Source organism: Labrys sp. HAY1-8F, assembly GCF_056754975.1.
Window position 1 is genome coordinate 4,980,390 of the sequence record NZ_JBPGWZ010000002.1, and the last position, 17,201, is coordinate 4,997,590.

A 17,201-nucleotide genomic window follows, 5' to 3' on the forward strand; every position below is an offset into this window, starting at 1 on the left:
ATTTCTCGAAACGCCAAGCTTTCGCAAGCGAAATCTGCACTTGGTTATTACGTTAAACAACTCCCGGCAGAAATGGCACCCACAAACTCAATAGCGTCTTTGTTAACAAGGTAGAATGCTACAATCAATTTCGGCTCTGTCCAGCACGAAATTGAACCAGGCTATCCGTTGCGGAAGTTATATCGATTTACTTTTTTTAGACGAGCATAAGTATCAAAGCGGGTAGCTTTGGAGACTATTCGATGTTGACGTTTCACGCGTCGCAATGTGGCTTGAGTGACTGGTGGTAGGTGAACTCACCACACGAGCCAGCCGTCGTGACGGCCGCGCCATCCGTCTTTTCGGCGCATCAGGCCCGGCCCGCAAGAATTTCGCGCAAGGCGCCCGCCACGATATCCGCCTTGTCTTCGGTCATGTTGTAGCCCGACGGCAGATTGATGCCGTGCCTGGCGATCGCCTGTCCCTTGTCGTGCGGGGTGACCAGGCGCTTGGCGGCCGGGCGATCGGCGAAAGCTTGCATGCTCGACAGGGGCGAGAAGAAAGGACGGGTATCGATGTTACGCTTGTCGAATTCGGCCATCAGGCTGAACTTGTCGAGACCGAGTGCCGGATCGAGCACTACCGTCACCATCCAGAAGGAGTTCTCGCTATCTTCCGGTTCGGCATTGAGTGTGATGCCGTTAAGCCCGCCGAGCCGTTGCCGATACCAGTCGAAAATGGCGCGCTTATGGGCGATCAGCGTGTCGATGCGCTCCATCTGCGCGACGCCGAGCGCTGCCGTCACGCCGTTCATGCGATATTTGAAGGCGATTTCCTGATTGATGAAAAGGCGGTGATCTCCGGGTGCCCGGCCATGATCGCGCAGGCAGAGCACGCGCTGGTGAAGAGCGTCGTCATCGGTCACCAGCATGCCGCCCTCGCCGGTGGCGACCGTTTTCGAACCATGGAAGCTAAAGGCAGCGGCCCGTCCGAAGCTGCCCGCCCGGCGTCCGCGATAACGAGAGCCGAGAGCCTCGGCCGAATCCTCGATGAGATGGATGCCGTGCCGGTCGGCAATCTCCTGCAAGGCCTGCCAGTCACACATCGAACCATAGAGATCCACGCCCAGGATTGCTTTGGTCTTGGGGCCGATGGCGGCCTCTGCGGCGCGCGGATCGATGCACCAGGTATCCGGCAGAATGTCGACGAGCACCGGCTCGGCGCCGACATAGGTGATCGGTGCCACCGAGGCGATCCAGGTCACGTCGGGCACGATCACCTCGTCGCCCGGGCCGATGCCGAGCGCGGCCAGGATGAGATGCAGCGCCGCTGTCGCATGCGGCACGCTGACGGCATGCTTCACACCGACATAATCGGCCATCATGCGCTCGAAGCGGGCATTATAGGCATAGTGATTGGCATACCATGCCGTGCGGGCAGCCTCCGCGGCGAGTTCCGCTTCTCTCTCGGTGATGGAGGGACCTGCGACGGGAATGCGTTCGGGAGCAATGATCACGGGGACTCGGCTCTACTTGATTAGCAGTCGATACATACCGCGCTCGCCTACGCGACGCCAGAGTGATCAAAACGCTCGGACCAGCGCGAGATTTGGTAGTTGCAGCTGTTGCTGCAAAGGAATAGGACATCCCTTGATTGTTGCTGATAGGAGCCCGCGAGCGTGTCAGAGCCCTGCGTAACTATAGGGATTCCTGTCTACAATGCAGAAGACATGATTGCGGAATGTCTGGACTGTTTATTGAGCCAGACATACAAGAATATTCATGTCGTTATTTCGGATAACGCTTCAACAGACGGCACTCAAGCCATCATTGAACGATATGCGGCAATCGATAATCGAATTACATATTTGCGGCGGCCTGAGAATGTCGGGCCTGTGAAGAATTTTCGTGGTCTGGTGGACGCTGCGGAGACGCCGTTCTTCCTGTGGCGAGCGCATGATGATTTGTCGTCCGCCGATTATGTCGAGCGGTTGGTAGCCGCTTTTGATAGAACGCCGGATGCCCTACTGGCGGTTCCTACCGTTATGACCTATCGAAACGACCGGCCTGTTACCATTGCGCGTCCTCGAGAGCCGCAGGGAACGCAACTCCGACAGATCGCGGATCTTCTTTATGACTCTCACGCAAGCTGGTTTTACGGAATGTGGCGAACGGATGCCTTGCGTGGAATATTGGACTATGTGAATCGGGCGTACCCGGACCCCTGGGGGTCCGATCATCTGGTGATGTATCCAGTTTTCATACGCAGAGCCGTTGCGATCGCGCCGGAGGCTCAGTTTTCTCAGCGAGTCATCTGGAAGGAGGCCAATCGCTCGATGAGGATCGTGCCGGCTATGCATCTGATCCGGCTGCGGCGAGCCTATTGGAAAGCTTGCCTCCATAATATCGATGAAGCCGGATTTAGCGGAGCCAGGAAGCTTGCCCTGAAGGGAATTACTTTTTTCTATGTCGGTAAAAGGGTTGCCCGAGTTGGGAAGATTATCCGTGTCGCCATCAGACAGGTTTTAGCCTTGTTCAAGAGCAAAACTCGAAAATAAAGAAACTTTTAATTCCAATACAATTCTATAATTGTTTCTCCATCAATATTACATGATAAGATGTATCATCCGTATGAAAATGATTCAGTAGTGTACCTACAATTCGAAAATTCATCGACTGGTAAAGCGAGAGCGCAGCGAGATTATCCGCTCTGACTTCCAGGAGTATTTTCTCCAGTTGGTATTTTTCCTTTGCCACGGCAACGAGATTCGCCATTGCAAGGCGCCCCAGACCTTGGCCTCGGGCGCTCTGCGCAAGAGCGATCCCAACAAAGCCATACCGGTTGCGATGGTGAATGTTGGTAATCTGGGCAAAGCCTATTGGTTCGTCCGTCGTATCGTCGGCAATGACCATGAAACTGCCATCGGGGTCGCTTCTCCGGCGGTCTAACCATCCCGCGACTGCATCATCATCCGTCGATGCCACCACATTGAGAAGCAGGGCCTGCAGCACGGAATCTCTCCGAAGCGAGGCAAGAAACTCAAAATCGCTATTTTCCGGAGATCTCAAGCTCACTCGCTTCAATATCGTATTCCTGTTTGCTTGACTGCGTTTCCCAAGAACCCGGGAATACGAAAATCCATGAAGAGTTAGCAGCCTTTTCGTTACTCCCATGAACCACCGCAAGTAGTCGATAGGGGGAGTCTGCCGGTCAACGCGTCATGGCTCCTGCTTTGCCAGAAATTCGCGCCAATGCATGGTTCGGGGTTGCAGATATTGATGGGCATCGCGGCCGACATGGCCGATCAGGTTGAGGACGGAGACATGAGGGGTAAAGGCGACATCGCCCTGTGGCCATGGTGTTAGGCTGTAGTCCATATACTCGACGCTCACGCCATTCGATTCGAACGCCTCATGGTCCATATATCGCGCGGCCCCATGTCCGGTAAGATATCGTGTCCCTCCCAAACTGAGGACGATGTCCAGCACGCGCCTCCACGAGGAGCCGGGTACATTCAGCGCGCTGCTATAGGCTATTTTGCGCGCTTTTCCGATGCCGATATAGGCTGCAGATAGCTCTATGCTTTGGATGAGCGCATCACACAGTTTCTCTTGCTGGTATGCCTCATCAAGGATGTCGATTGCATCCTTCGCATGAGGCCCATTGGCGAGCGATTGCTTGAGGAGCAACTGGTGAGTTGACCGCCAATCGGCCGTCGTTGCATCCAGGTCCATGATGGCCTTGTAAGTGCCCCCGCCGGCAAGCGGAATGGTCATCCACTTGACTTGATCCCCGACCTTGATCTGCACGCGATTTGTAAAGCTTCCTTTCGAAAACTGAGCATCATCCAAATAAACGTAAATATCCGCCAAGGCGAGTTGCTCGAAAAAGCCTGGCCAGGGGAACAGCATGGGTTGGGTGATTACAACAGTTGCCATGTTCGATTTCAGAGTTATGAGTCGCGCGCTTTATTTCGCTAGGATATTAAAATAGCATCTTAATTATGGAATGGCCTAGCAGGGCGACGATACCCCGCCATTGGTTGAGGCGCTCGCATTTCATCGTCCAGATGCCTCGGGTACTCAAAGCTGGGCGAGGAACGCGGCTGGGTCCCGCAATAGCGATGCCCTGGCTCGGATGGCCGCATCCGGCCAGGTCCACCAAGCACTGGCCAGCAATTTTTCGATGGTAGCGTCATCGAAGCGGTAGCGGATCAGTTTGGCGGGCACGCCACCCATGATGGCATAGGGAGGCACGTCCCTGGCCACCACCGCGCCGCCGGCGATCACGGCGCCGTGCCCGATGGTGATGCCGGTCATCAGGGTCGCACCCATGCCGATCCAGACATCGTGTCCGATCACGATCGGTTCGTTCTTGGGATAAGGGCGATCGATCGTCTCGTCGACGATTCCCCAGCCTTTGAGGTAGGTGGCGGGGCTGGTCGAGACAAGGTCGAGAGGGTGGTTGCCGCCGGAGACCTTGATCTCGGTCGCAATCGAGCAAAAAGCGCCGATCTCGGCAATCATGGATTGCTTGGTGCAGAGGGGGCGGTATCCGTAACTGTATTTGCCGACGGAGATGCCGAAACGCTGCTTGACCAGTGCCCGCATGAAATCGTCCCGCGGGCCATAGCGGTGGCGCGACCATTTGGCGGCTTTGCGCAAGGCAAAGCGCGGCAGGCCGATTTGTAGTACCCGCCGATGCAGGGCGGAGCGAATGACGATATCATCGGGAGCGTAGGTCAGGGTCGTCGCTTTGGGGGAAATTGCCACGGCAGACTTTCGTTTCTTCGCTATCGTCTCTCTCGGCCAAGTCAGCCCCTATGCGGCGATCGAGAGTGGGACCGCCGGAGCTCCCGTTGCCTACACCAACTCTACCGACTTCCTCAACGGCTTCTTCGAAGGCTGCCGGCTCCTCTTCATCGCGCCACGGAGACAATCGAGAGGAGGCTGCATGACACCAAACATTGGCGGAATTTCCCGGCGCGGCCTATCCGTCGGCCTGGCCAGGAAACTCTGGTTAGGCGCTCATGTCAGAACTTCGGCATCGGCGGCAAGGGGGCCAGCGCAGAGCCGAACCATTTCTGGTTGATCTGGCTGAGCTGTCCGTCAGCCACGATCTCGGCAATGAAACCGTTACACCATTCCCGCAGGGCGGTGTCGGCCTTGCGGAAGGCCATGCCGTTGGCCTGCTCCTTCATCTTGAACTTGGCCTCGATGCCGAGGCTGGCATAGTCCTTGGTGAGCTGGGCGAGCACGGTATTGGAGGCGCCGATCGACTGCACCTGGCCCGATATCAGAGCCTGAGTGGTGGTGGCGTCGTCGTCGAAACGCATGATCTGGGTGCCGGAGGGGGCGATCTGCGAGACGGTGATGTCCTGCGTCGAGGCGCGGGCCACGCCCACGGTGACGCCGACGAGCTCTTCGGGTTTGGTTACCTTCAGGTCTTTCGGCCCCATGATATAGGTGGTCAGCGTGCTATAAGGATTGGAGAACAACACCTGCTTCATACGCTCGGGCGTGATGCCGAAAGTGGCGATCAAAAGGTCGACCTTGTTGGTGAGCAGATAGGGGATGCGGTTGGGCCCGGTCACCGGCACCAGCTCCAGCGAGACGCCGAGCTTCTTGGCCATCAGGGCGGCGACGTCGGCATCATAACCGGCCGGTTTCTGTTCGGAATCGGTGCCGCCGAAGGGTGGATAGTCGGTAAGGACGCCAACGATCAGCTTGCCGCGCGCCTTGATTTCATCGGGTGTCGCGGCGGCTGCCGGCTCGGCGGCGAGGGGCAGGGCCAAGGCAGCCATGCTGGCGGCGAGGCACAGCCCCAGCCTTCGGCGCGAAATCAGATATGTCAAAGCCATGATCGTGTCCTCCCGTTGATTGAAAATTTCAGCGTCTTGCCACCGTCAGCCGCCGCTCCATGGCGCGGCTCCAGAGCGACAGGGGCCAGCACACCAGGAAATAGGCGAGCGCCACCAGGCCGAAGATGGTGAAGGGCCTGAAGGCGGCGTTGTTGATGATCTGGGCGGCGCGGGTGATCTCGACGAAGCCGATGATCGAGGCGAGCGAAGTGCCCTTGATCAACTGTACCAGGAAGCCGATGGTCGGTGGGATGGCGATGCGTATGGCCTGGGGAATGACCACCTTGAACATGCGCGGCACATAGGTGAGGGCGAGTGCCCGGGCGGCCTCGCTCTGGCCGGGTGGCACCACCTCGATGGCGCCGCGCCAGATCTCGCCGAGGAACGCACTGGCGTTGAGGGAAAGGCCGATCGCCGCCGCCGTCCAGGGATTGACGTCGATGCCGAAGATGCCGGGCACGAAAAAGGCCAGAAAAAGCTGCATCAACAGCGGGGTGCCCTGGAACAGCTTGATATAGCCCATGGCCAGCCAGCGCAGGGGCCGGATTTCGGCCGTGCGCGCCAAGGCGACGAGGAGGCCGCCGAGGCCGCCACCGACGAAGGCGACCACCGAAAGCAGCAGCGTCCAGCGCACGGCCAGCAGGATGTAGAGAATGTCGGCTTCGCTGAGGGTGCGCATGCTGCCTCCTACCGCCGGCTCGGTTGGCGCAGGAAGGCGCGCTCGATACCAGCGAACAGGCACCAGAACACGATCGACAGGGCCAGATAGACGCTGGTCGCCACGAAATAGACCTCGAAACTGCGGAAGGTACGCGACTGGATGTCACCCGCCGCTGCCGTCAGTTCGCTGGCGGCGATGGCCGAACAGACGCTGGAGTTGAGCATGAGCAGGATGAACTGGCTGGTCAGCGAGGGATAGATCGCCTGAATCGCCGGTTTGAGGATGACGAGGCGGAAGATCTGCAGCGGCTTGAGGCCGAGCGATTTGCCGGCCTCGATCTGGCCCTTGGAGATGCTCTCGATGCCGGCGCGGATGATCTCGATGCCATAGGCGCCGACATTCACCACCAGCGCCAGCAGCGCCGCGCTGTTCGAGGAAAAGCGCAGGCCGAGCGAAGGCAGCCCGAAGAAGATCACGAAGACCTGGATGAGGAAGGGGGTGTTGCGGATCAGCTCGATATAGGCGTCGACGACGTAACGCAGCCAGGTTGGGCCGGAGGTCTTGGCGAGCGCGCCGACCACCGCCACCACCATGCCGATCGCCATCGCCAGCCCGGAGAGGACGAGAGTGTGCAGGGCGCCGGCGGCAAGCTCCGGCCAATAGGCGAAGACGTCAGCGAACTCGAATTCGTAACTCATGCCGTCCGCTCTCGCGGCAGTCCAGTATCGGCTCGGACGGAACGGCCCACGCGGCGTCTCCCTTTGACGTTCCCGTTAAGCGCCCGATCTTCGTGGGCCTCGATCGATGGAACGCAGCTTTGCATGGATGGCCGGCAGGGTGAAGCGCCAGCCGGGAAGATATCCAAGGATATTGGAAAGACCGTGCGTTGGGCGGTCAGTGAGCCTTGCCGGGCAAGATCAGGCCGGGTGAGACGGCGCCGAGCACGATCGGCTTGTCCTTGCCGCAATGGAACGAGCGGGCGTGCTCGTCAGCGATCTTACGCGCCAGGGCATTGGCGCCGGCATTGGCCCGGGCATCGACATAGCCGAGGTGACAGGTGCCGTCCTTACCGAGCCGGGTGACGACGAGCACGCGGCCGGAGGCGGGCGAGGGACCCTTGGCATCGGATTTGTGGTCGGCTTCCGTCATCACCTGCCATTGCAGGATGGTAGCGAACGGTTGTTGCTCACCGGCAGCGAGACGCCATTCCACCGTACCCTGATAGGCACTGTTGAAACCGGTGAAGGTTTCGTTGGCCGCGATGTCGTTGGCGCCGGCCTTGCCGAAGCTCACGAACATGCGCTGGTCGCCGGCGGCAAGCCGCACCGGCAGGCCTCTATAGCCCGGGCAGCGCCAGGTGCCGTAGTCCTCCTCGTCGCCTCCCGGCTGGTGGGGGCATTTGGCGGTATCGAAGCTGGTATAGGCGCTGGTGAAGGGCTCGGCCGCGAGGGCGCCGGAAGAGAGCAGCAGCAGGACGGCCAGCCCCAGCAGGAAGCTGGCGAAAAGGGTCTCCGCGATGTCGTTGCGTGTCATGGCGCTCCTCCTGTCTTCCCGGTTTCGCTGAGGCCCTTCTAGGGGCGCCTCGACGAAGACACTGTGCAGGATGACACGAAGCCGGTTCGGCGAGCGGCAGAGCAGGACTACTCCGACCGGCGGAAGACATCCCGGATGGTCTTGATCGCGCCGGCTTCCTTCACGCGATAGCCCGGCAATTGCGAGATGGCGGTGTGGAATTCCTGGCCGCGCATGACCGCCAGCACGCGCTGCATGGCGGGCTGGTCGAGGATCTGCTTGTGGCACACGAAGACATAGTCTTCGGTGAGGAGGCGCACGAAGTCGAGGCCGAACTGCCGGGCGGCCGCCTCGACCCCGAAGGCCACGTCGGCGAGACCGCTGGCGACATAGGCGGCGACGGCGGCATGGGTGAATTCGGAATGTTCATAGCCGTTGATCCGGCTGCCATCGATGGCGTGCTGGGCCAGAAGCTGTTCGAAGACGAGCCTCGTGCCTGAATCCGGATCCCGATTGACGAAACGGATCGATGGTTCGAGCAGCTTTTCCAGCCCGTCGATCCCGCGCGGATTGCCACGCTGCACGATAAGGCCGACCTCGCGCGTTACGAAGGAGATCACGCGGTGCAGATTCGGGTTGAACCAGCCCTTGCTGGCAGCGATCGCGCGCTTGCGCAACTCACCCTGCGGCAGATGCATGCCGGCTAGGTCGCAGCCGTCATGGACCAGCGAGACCAGTGAGCTCTGGTTGCTGACATAGCGAAAATCGATGTCGATATCCGGCTCTCGGCTGAGAAGCTCGCGCAGCTTGGGCACAGCGAAGCCGTGGCTGGCATGGATGCGCAGCACCAGCGGCCCGTGCGGCAGCATCTGGTTGATTTCGGTTTCCAGTTCCTGCGAGAGATTTTGCAGCAGCGGTCCCAGCCGCGCTTCCAGCCGCTGTCCCGCCCAGACCAGTTTCTCCCCGAAGGGTGTGAGGCTGGTGCCGCTGCCTTGCTTGCGGACGACGATGGGCGTGCTGAAGAATTCGGACCATTTCTCGATCAGGTTCCAGGCGTGGCGATAGGAAACACGCGCCTTGTCCGCGGCGGCGGTGATCTTTCCGGTGGCGCGGATCTCGGCGAGGAAGTCCAACATGATCTGGAGCGATTGCGCATCTTCCTGCCGGCGAAAACGCCAAACGGGCTCGATCTCGATCCGGATCATGCTCTCCCTCCGACTCGAAGCTTTGCGGCGAGTGCGCCAGCATATGAAATTGAGTTCATATTATATCCGTCACAACATAGGATCGTTCGTTCATAACTCTAGCGGTGTTTATAAGCAGAAGATTTCATATTCCTATGATTTTATTGGGTAACTAGCATCATTTCTGTCCTGCGGCCGACGGCCTTCGTCGCCGACAACAAGATAAAATATGAACTATAGTACATATATGGGAGCTCTAGCGTGCTTAAACGGGTTTATGGCGACATACATGATCTCTTGATCGACGGCCGCCGGGTCGCGGCCGCATCCGGTCGCAGTTTCGAGACACTCAATCCCGCGACCGGCGAAGTCGTGGCCCGGGTGGCGGAGGCAGATGCCGGTGATGTCGATGCCGCCGTCCGTTCGGCTCGTGCGGCCTTCGAGGGCAGTTGGTCGCGGATGAAGGCCAGCGAGAGAGGAGCGTTGCTCCTGAAACTGGCAGATCTCATCCGCCGCGATGCGGATGAATTGGCACGGTTGGAGAGCCTCGATTCCGGCAAGACCGTTTCCGCCATTCGCCGCCAGGACCTGCCCGCCGTTCTCGACACGCTCACCTATTATGCCGGCATGGCCGACAAGATTAACGGCCAGGTCATACCGGCCCGCACTGACGCTTTGACCTATACGATGCGTGAGCCGCTGGGGGTTGTCGGCGCCATCATTCCCTGGAACTTCCCGCTGATGATCGGCATGTGGAAGATCGCGCCCGCGCTGGCCTGCGGTTGCACCGTGGTGCTCAAGCCCGCCGAACTGACGCCCCTCACGGCCCTGAAGATCGGCGAACTCGCGCTGGAGGCAGGCTTTCCCGCCGGCGTTCTCAACGTCGTGCCGGGGTTTGGCAAGATTGCCGGCCAGGCGCTCGTCGATCACATGGATGTCGACAAGATCACCTTCACCGGCTCACCTGTGGTCGGACGCCAGATCCTGCAGGGGGCGATCGGCAATCTCAAGCGCGTGACGCTCGAACTGGGCGGCAAGTCGGCCAACGTCATCTTCCCGGACGCCGACCTCGACGCCGCTGCCAAGGCCGCGGGAGCCGGAATCTTCTTCAATACGGGGCAGGTCTGTTCGGCCGGCTCGCGCATTCTCGTGCATGAGAGCGTCTATGACGAAATGGTCGAGCGGCTGGCGGCGCGCGCCCGCTCTATCCGCCTCGGGGATCCCCTGGAGGCATCGACCACGATGGGGCCACTGGTCTCGGAAGTGCAGATGAAGCGGGTGCTTGATTATATCGACATCGGCCGCAAGGAAGGGGCTTCCATTGTCACCGGCGGTGCCAGGCATGGCAAGACTGGCTATTTCGTCGAGCCGACCGTCTTTGCCGGCGTCCAGCATGAGATGCGTATCTCCCAGGAGGAAATCTTCGGGCCTGTCGCGGCCGTCATCCCATTCAAGGACGAGGAAGATGCCATCCGCCTGGCCAATGGCACGGTCTACAGCTTGGCTGCCGGTGTCTGGACCGGGGATATCGGCCGGGCGCACCGCTTTACCCGGCGGCTGAAGGCCGGCACGGTCTGGGTCAATACCTATGGTCCCACCGACGTCCGCCTGCCCTGGGGCGGCGCGCGCGATTCAGGCTTTGGCCGCGAGCATGGCGATGCCGCCATCGACAATTTCACCGAGCCCAAGGTGGTGTGGATCAACACCGGCGCCTGACCAAAACAGGAGCCGGAAAACCGTGTTGCGGTTTTCCGGCAAGAATCTGCGTCAAGACAAGAACCTAAGCAGACGAAGCGTCGGCGGAGCCACGCAAGTTTGCCTGGCGCCGGCCTGAATGCCGGGTCCCCGAGACATGGAGCGTTTTCCAACCCCGCGCGAGCGGCGACGGAGCTTCTTTGCCTGTATTCATGGAGAAATCATGCGTATCGCAATCATTGGCCAGCAAGCGTTCGGCAAGAGCGTGCTGGAAGCCTTTCTGGCCCGCGGCGACGAGGTGGCGGCCGTCTTCTGTGCTCCCGAAAAGCCGGGTGCACGGCCCGATCCGCTCCGCCTCGCCGCCGAGGAGCGGGGGCTCAAGCTGTTCCAACTGCCCAATCTCAAGAGCCCGGCAGCCGAAGGCGCCTTGCGCGCGCTCGATGTCGATCTCGCCGTCATGGCCTATGTGCTGCAATTCGCGCCGCAATCCTTCGTCAACATCCCAAGGCACGGCACGATCCAGTACCATCCGTCCCTGCTGCCGCTGTATCGGGGCCCGAGTTCAATCAACTGGCCGATCATCAAGGGGGACAGACAGACGGGCCTAACCATCTTCCGCCCGACGGACGGACTCGACGAGGGACCGGTGATCCTGCAGAAGACCGTCGCGATCGGCCCGAATGACACGCTCGGCAGCGTCTATTGCGACCATCTCTTTCCCCTCGGCGTCGAGGCCATGCTGGAGGCGGCGGACCTGGTCGTGGCGGGTTGCCATGCGGAACACATCCAGGACGAGAACCTCGCCTCCTATGAGGGCTGGTGCCGGGATGCCGAGGCCAGGGTCAATTGGAATGCCCATGCCGAGGCCATTCACAATCTCATCCGAGGCTGCGATCCTGCTCCCGGTGCCTGGACGACGGTGCAGGGCCGGAAGGTCCGCCTGTTCTGCAGCGTGATGCGGCGGGTACGCCGTTTTGGCGATGTTGCCGGAAAGGCCGGGGAGATCACTGCCATCGGTGAGCAGGGCATTGCGATTGCGGCGCAAGGAGGCATGATCGAGATTGCCACAGTCCGCAACGATGCCGGGCAGAAGCAATCGGCCGCCGCCTTTGCAAAGTCGCACGGTCTTTCGGTCGGGGATCGCTTCGAATCCGGTGCCGATGTCGATCTCGCTGCTGCTGCGGGCTGAAAGCTGAGACAAGAGTGCCGACGCCGCAACGGCGTCGGTTTCCCGGCGCTGCCGGAAGGGCCTATTCGGCAGCCAGCGCGCCGCGTCGGATCTGGTCCTCCTCGATCGACTCGAACAAGGCACGGAAATTGCCCTCGCCGAAGCCTTCGTCGCCCTTGCGCTGGATGAATTCGAAGAAGATCGGGCCGATCACGGTCTTGGAGAAGATCTGCAAGAGGATCTTGGTCATGCCACCGTCGCGCACGCCTTCGCCGTCGATCAGGATGCCGTGCTTCTTCATGCGCTCTATCGGCTCGTCATGGCCGTTCACCCTGGCATGGGAGCGCTCGTAATAGGTGTTGGGTGGGCCTGGCATGAATTTCAGGTTGTTGGCGGCCAGTTTGTCGACCGAGTCGTAGATTCCCTCGGTGCCGACGGCGATGTGCTGGATGCCTTCGCCATGATATTTCTTGAGGAATTCCTCGATCTGGCTGGTGTCATCCTTGGACTCGTTGAGCGGGATGCGGATCTTGCCACAGGGCGAGGTGATGGCGCGGCTGACGAGGCCGGTGATGCGGCCGTCGATGTTGAAGAAATGGATCTGCTTGAAGCCGAACAGTTCACGGTAGAAGGCCCACCATTTGTCCATGTTGCCGCGATAGACATTGTGGGTGAGGTGGTCGAGATAATGGAAGCCGACACCGGCCGGCTTTGGATCGTGCTCGCCCAGCCAGTCGAATTCCTGGGCGTAGGCCGAGCCTTTTTCGCCATAGGCGTCGATGAAATAGAGCAGGGAACCGCCAATGCCGACGATGGCCGGCACGTCCAGCGTCTTGTCGTTGCCTTCATAGGGCGTGGCGCCCCGGGCCACCGCATGCTCGAAGGCGTGCTTGGCATCGACCACGCGCCAGGCCATGGAGGGCGCGCAGGGGCCATGGGTTTCGACGAAGCGCAAGGCGTGGCTGCCGGGCTCGGCATTGACGATGTAGTTGATGTCGCCCTGACGCCAGACCGTGATGTCCTTGGTCTTATGGGTGGCGACAGGCACATAGCCCATGCTGGTGAACAGCGCCTGGAGCTTGGCGGGGTCGGGATGAGCGAATTCGACGAATTCGAACCCATCCGTTCCGGCGGGATTGTCGGTGGTAATGGCCGCCGGCGGCGCGTCATGCGGGAAAGGGCCCATATTTTCCTCCTGCCATAGCGTTTTGCGATTTGACGGAGCCGGCAAGGATCGCAAAGACGCGTCGTAACAAATAGCTAGAGCAAAGAGGCGTTCAGCCATGAATGCGCTTTGCTCTAGGAGGGCGATGATGCGCCCTCCGCTTTGTGAGGAATTGTGCCACTGAGCGCATGCAATGTGCTTGCATCTTTCGCGTAATCCGCAAAAACTATGCACGAAACGCGCATGAAATCACGGATTGATGCAATGATCGATCTCGACGCTTATGATCTCCGAATCCTGCTGGAGCTGCAGCGCGACGGTCGCCTGACCAATATCGAACTGTCCGAGAAGATCGCGCTATCAGCTTCGCAATGCTCGCGCCGGCGCTCCCGCCTGGAGGCATCAGGAGTGATCTGCGGCTATCAGGCCAGCCTCGATCCGCACAAGATCGGGCTCGACCTCCTGGTGGTGATTTCAGTGACGCTCGCCACCCACAACCGCGACAATGCCCGCAAATTTGCCCAGCTGGTCAATGACCTGCCCGAGGTGCTGGAGGCCTATGCCCTCACCGGTGAGATGGACTACCACCTCAAAGTGGCGACACGCGGCCTCGCCGGCCTGTCGCGCTTCGTCAACGACGTATTGCTGCCGCACGATTCGGTGCAGCATGTGAAGACCTCGATCGTCCTGGACACGCTGAAGCGTTTCGAAGGGCTGCCGCTCTCCAGCCTGCACGAGGAAGAATGATGCTTGCTCCGTGCCTCAGCTCGTTCGGTGTTCCCGGAAGGCCGTGGTGAGGACGCGCAGGGCATCCCGCGCCCGCGGCGACAGGGCGTTGCAATGCAGGATGATCTGCGATGGCGGCAAGGGAGGCAGGCCGAGCTTGGCGCTGACTTCGATCACGCCGGGCGGGGCGACGCGGTGGGCGAGGGCCGCGACCGCGACGCCGGCGGAAACGGCAAGGTTGAGGGCCGAGCCACCGCCGCCGACGAAGGTTTCGCTCCAGGCCAGGCCCGCTTGCTCGAGAGCTTCCGTGGAGCGCAGGCGATCGGGGCAGGTTTCGCACATGCTCAACATGGCGAGCGGCAAGGGATCTTCGCGCCGCCATTCGAAGCCGGGTGAGGCGTACCAGCCGTAATGGGTCGCCGAAAGTGGCGTGCCCGGCCGTCGATCGTCCTCGTTATGGACGATGACGGCGTCGAGCCCGCCTTCGTCGAGAGCGGCCATCAGCATGGTGGTGGTGTCGATCTTCACCTTCAAGGTGAGCGTCGGGTCGTGGGCGTTGAGCTGCGCCAACAGGGCAGGCAGTTCGGGGCCGGCGACATGATCGACGAAGCCGAGCGACAGCCGGCAGGGCGCCGAAGCGAATTCGGCGATCGCCCGCTCATGGGCTGCGATGAAGTCGCGGGCGGCGGGCAGGAAGGCGGCGCCGCGCGGTGACAGGCGCACCCGCCGCGGCGTGCGCTCGATCAGCCTTGCGCCGAGCTTTTCTTCCAGCCGCCTCAGCTTGACGCTGATGGTGGCCTGCGTGCTGGCCAGCGCCTCGGCGGCCCTGGTGAAACTCTGCAGGTCTGCCACCATCACGAAGGCCTTGACGGCGTCGACATCCAGCGTCGTCATCGTATCAATTCCATTTTGTCATTTCTGAAATAGATGATGATCGTCTTTTTATATGATCAGCCATCTTCTATGTGAGGACAACCGTCTTTTTCAAGAGCCGGGGGAGGAGTGCGCGGCCATCGCCGCCGGCCCCGGACCGGGTTGTTCGATCATGACTTTTCAGACAGGGCGCAATGCTGTCGCATTGGCGGGCGTATGTCTCGCTTCCCTCTTGTTCGGGCTAGAGATTTCCAGCGTGCCGGTCATCCTGCCGACCCTTGAAACCGCGCTCAAGGCGGATTTCAAGGATCTGCAGTGGATCATGAATGCCTATACCATCGCCTGCACCACCGTATTGATGGCGACTGGCACCCTGGCCGATCGTTTCGGCCGCAAGCGCGTGACGGTGATCACCACCATCGCCTTCGCCATGGCCTCGTTGATCTGCGGCCTTGCCCAGGATTCGTTGGTGCTAATCGTTGCCCGTTTCTTGCAGGGCCTGGCAGGCGGGGCGATGTTGCTGTGCACCGTGGCTGTGCTCTCGCACCAGTTCCAGGACGGCACCGAGCGCGGCCGGGCCTTCACGGCCTGGGGCATCGTCTCGGGTATCGGCCTCGGTTTCGGGCCGCTGATCGGCGGCCTGATCGTCTCGCTTTCCAACTGGCAGTGGGTGTTCCTCATCCATGTGCCGCTTGCGGCCGTGGCGCTGCTTCTCATCGGTGTCGGCGTCAGGGAATCGCGCGATCCCCGGGCCAAGCGCATCGATTTGGCCGGTATCGTCACGCTGTCCCTGGCCGTGTTCGGTTTCTCCTATTTGATCACCCAGGGAGCCGACCTGGCACCGGCCATGCGCTGGGGCGCCGCGGCAGTGGCCATCGTCGCCTTCGTTGCCTTTCTGGTGGCCGAAAAGATCAGCCCGCATCCGATGTTCGACTTCTCGGTGTTTCGCATCCGGCAGTTCTCGGGCGCGATCATGGGCTGCATCGGCATGAATTTCAGCTATTGGCCCTTCATCATCTATCTGCCGATCTATGTCTCCAGCGGTCTTGGCTATGATGCCACCCAGGCCGGTTTGCTGCTCTTGGCCTATACATTGCCCTTCATGGTCGGCCCGCCACTCGGCGAGGCCTTGCGTCGGCGCTATCAGGCGCGGATCGCCATTCCCCTCGGCCTGCTGACGATCGGCCTCGGTTTCATCGCCATGAAGATCGGTGCCGGCGTCGAGGGTGCCAATTGGCTGACCCTGCTGCCAGGCCTCCTGATCGCCGGCCTCGGCATCGGCATCACCTCGACGCCCACCACCAATACCACCACCGCTTCGGTATCGCCGGATAGGGCCGGCATGGCCTCCGGCATCGATATCAGTGCCCGCCTGATCACCCTGGCCCTCAATATCGCGGTGATGGGTCTCGTCCTGGTCGAGGGCATCCGGGCCTCGCTGCAGGCGAGCCTTGGGGCGGCGCTGGGAACCGAGGAACTGCGGGCATTGGCGGAGAAGGTTGCCGCCGGCAATCTCGCCAGCCTGACCCAGGCCGTGCCCAAACTCGCCGGGGCGGATCCGACAGGCGCTCTCGTCCACGCCGCGCTGGTCGACGGCTTCGGGCTGGTGATGCTCTATGGCGGCATCGGCGTGATCGTGCTGGCCATTCTCAGCTATCTGATCTTCGGATCCGGACAGGCACAGACGGTGGGCAAGGCCGAACGCAAAGTTGCGCCTTCGCCTGCTGTCGCTCTGAAAGGGGAATGAAGTATTCGACCGTATACAGAAGGCAAAATAGTCGAGCGGCGCCGTTGAACCTATCGGCGCCGCAATGCTTTTCTAGGCTCAGAACCTAAGAGTCCGACATCCGTTGTCAGGCGCAGCTTTATCTGCCGTGGGCAGACTATTCGGGCGCGGCGATACGAATAGGACGTGTTCCGACAGGAGCGCCGGTCTGGCGGTCGATGGTGACGGGATCGATCTCCGTTCCGGTCTCAGCGTCGAAGAACCGGGTCACCTTGCCCCCGCCGCGATGCTTGCGTCCCCAGGCACCGATCGCAAACAGCACCGGCAGAAAGTCGCGGCCGGCTTCCGTCAACACATATTCGTCCCGCGGCGGACGGTCGGAATAGCGGCGTTTCTCCAGCAGCCCGTCGTCGGTCAGGGCTGAAAGCCGCCCCGTCAGCATCGTCGGCGCGATACCGAGGCTCTTGCGAAAATCATCGAAGCGGGTCAACCCCGCATGGGCATCGCGCAGGATCAGCATGCTCCATGCGTCACCCACAAGCGCCAGGCTGCGGGCGATCAGACATGGCTGATCCGAAAGCTTTTTCATGTCAGTATCTTTTTAGTAGTGACTTACTATCGAATTGATAGTAATGGAACGCTCATCGATGTT

17 protein-coding genes are annotated in these 17,201 nt (G+C 60.7%); 5 read left to right on the plus strand and 12 right to left on the minus strand.

Annotated features, from left to right (window positions below):
* Positions 1-349: 349 nt before the first annotated feature.
* The gene (locus ACR9ZN_RS32100) at positions 350-1,495 is read right to left on the minus strand and encodes a DegT/DnrJ/EryC1/StrS family aminotransferase (RefSeq protein WP_434955648.1); all 1,146 of its coding nucleotides are present in this window, start codon (positions 1,493-1,495) and stop codon (positions 350-352) included.
* 162 nt (positions 1,496-1,657) lie between these two features.
* Between ACR9ZN_RS32100 and ACR9ZN_RS32105 the strand changes: the two genes are divergently transcribed.
* Entirely contained in the window at positions 1,658-2,536 is an 879-nt protein-coding gene (locus tag ACR9ZN_RS32105; protein WP_481274146.1) for a glycosyltransferase family 2 protein, read from the plus strand.
* A gap of 25 nt (positions 2,537-2,561) precedes the next feature.
* Here ACR9ZN_RS32105 and ACR9ZN_RS32110 read toward each other — a convergent pair whose 3' ends face one another.
* The 8 genes from ACR9ZN_RS32110 to ACR9ZN_RS32145 all read right to left on the minus strand — a co-directional run bounded on the left by ACR9ZN_RS32110 (position 2,562) and on the right by ACR9ZN_RS32145 (position 9,217).
* On the minus strand, positions 2,562-3,152 hold the full coding sequence (locus ACR9ZN_RS32110) for a GNAT family N-acetyltransferase (protein ID WP_481274147.1): 591 nt from the start codon (positions 3,150-3,152) through the stop codon (positions 2,562-2,564).
* Between the two features lie 45 nt (positions 3,153-3,197).
* Entirely contained in the window at positions 3,198-3,917 is a 720-nt protein-coding gene (locus ACR9ZN_RS32115) for a WbqC family protein (RefSeq protein WP_454813325.1), read from the minus strand.
* 144 nt (positions 3,918-4,061) lie between these two features.
* Complete coding sequence (locus ACR9ZN_RS32120; protein WP_454813326.1) at positions 4,062-4,751, minus strand: CatB-related O-acetyltransferase; 690 nt, start codon at positions 4,749-4,751, stop codon at positions 4,062-4,064.
* 260 nt (positions 4,752-5,011) lie between these two features.
* On the minus strand, positions 5,012-5,839 hold the full coding sequence (locus tag ACR9ZN_RS32125; protein ID WP_454813327.1) for a transporter substrate-binding domain-containing protein: 828 nt from the start codon (positions 5,837-5,839) through the stop codon (positions 5,012-5,014).
* 28 nt (positions 5,840-5,867) lie between these two features.
* Positions 5,868-6,518, minus strand: coding sequence for an amino acid ABC transporter permease (locus ACR9ZN_RS32130; protein ID WP_454813328.1), 651 nt, complete (start codon positions 6,516-6,518; stop codon positions 5,868-5,870).
* An 8-nt stretch (positions 6,519-6,526) separates the two neighbouring features.
* Entirely contained in the window at positions 6,527-7,198 is a 672-nt protein-coding gene (locus ACR9ZN_RS32135) for an amino acid ABC transporter permease (protein WP_434955655.1), read from the minus strand.
* A gap of 196 nt (positions 7,199-7,394) precedes the next feature.
* Positions 7,395-8,033, minus strand: a complete 639-nt coding sequence (locus ACR9ZN_RS32140; RefSeq protein WP_481274148.1) for a hypothetical protein — start codon at positions 8,031-8,033, stop codon at positions 7,395-7,397.
* Positions 8,034-8,140: 107 nt separating this feature from the next.
* Positions 8,141-9,217: a substrate-binding domain-containing protein gene (locus ACR9ZN_RS32145; RefSeq protein WP_481274149.1), complete on the minus strand. Its 1,077-nt coding sequence runs from the start codon at positions 9,215-9,217 to the stop codon at positions 8,141-8,143.
* Between the two features lie 240 nt (positions 9,218-9,457).
* Here ACR9ZN_RS32145 and ACR9ZN_RS32150 point away from each other — a divergent pair, with 240 nt between their 5' ends.
* Positions 9,458-10,912, plus strand: a complete 1,455-nt coding sequence (locus ACR9ZN_RS32150; RefSeq protein WP_434955658.1) for an aldehyde dehydrogenase family protein — start codon at positions 9,458-9,460, stop codon at positions 10,910-10,912.
* Between the two features lie 202 nt (positions 10,913-11,114).
* The gene (locus ACR9ZN_RS32155) at positions 11,115-12,080 is read left to right on the plus strand and encodes a methionyl-tRNA formyltransferase (RefSeq protein WP_481274150.1); all 966 of its coding nucleotides are present in this window, start codon (positions 11,115-11,117) and stop codon (positions 12,078-12,080) included.
* A 61-nt stretch (positions 12,081-12,141) separates the two neighbouring features.
* On the opposite strand, the gene hppD is transcribed toward ACR9ZN_RS32155, so the two are convergent.
* A complete protein-coding gene (gene hppD / locus ACR9ZN_RS32160; RefSeq protein ID WP_454813332.1) occupies positions 12,142-13,245 on the minus strand; it encodes a 4-hydroxyphenylpyruvate dioxygenase in 1,104 nt (367 codons plus the stop codon).
* Between the two features lie 243 nt (positions 13,246-13,488).
* On the opposite strand from hppD, the gene ACR9ZN_RS32165 reads away from it, so the two are divergent.
* Positions 13,489-13,971 carry an Lrp/AsnC family transcriptional regulator gene (locus ACR9ZN_RS32165; RefSeq protein ID WP_454816723.1) on the plus strand — a complete coding sequence of 161 codons (483 nt, stop codon included), beginning with the start codon at positions 13,489-13,491 and terminating at the stop codon, positions 13,969-13,971.
* A 15-nt stretch (positions 13,972-13,986) separates the two neighbouring features.
* Here the strand turns inward: ACR9ZN_RS32165 and ACR9ZN_RS32170 are convergent, their stop codons facing one another.
* Complete coding sequence (locus tag ACR9ZN_RS32170) at positions 13,987-14,844, minus strand: LysR family transcriptional regulator (RefSeq protein ID WP_454813333.1); 858 nt, start codon at positions 14,842-14,844, stop codon at positions 13,987-13,989.
* Between the two features lie 151 nt (positions 14,845-14,995).
* On the opposite strand from ACR9ZN_RS32170, the gene ACR9ZN_RS32175 reads away from it, so the two are divergent.
* A complete protein-coding gene (locus tag ACR9ZN_RS32175; RefSeq protein WP_481274151.1) occupies positions 14,996-16,570 on the plus strand; it encodes an MFS transporter in 1,575 nt (524 codons plus the stop codon).
* A gap of 136 nt (positions 16,571-16,706) precedes the next feature.
* On the opposite strand, the gene ACR9ZN_RS32180 is transcribed toward ACR9ZN_RS32175, so the two are convergent.
* A complete protein-coding gene (locus ACR9ZN_RS32180; RefSeq protein ID WP_434955663.1) occupies positions 16,707-17,138 on the minus strand; it encodes a winged helix-turn-helix transcriptional regulator in 432 nt (143 codons plus the stop codon).
* Positions 17,139-17,201: the final 63 nt, after the last annotated feature.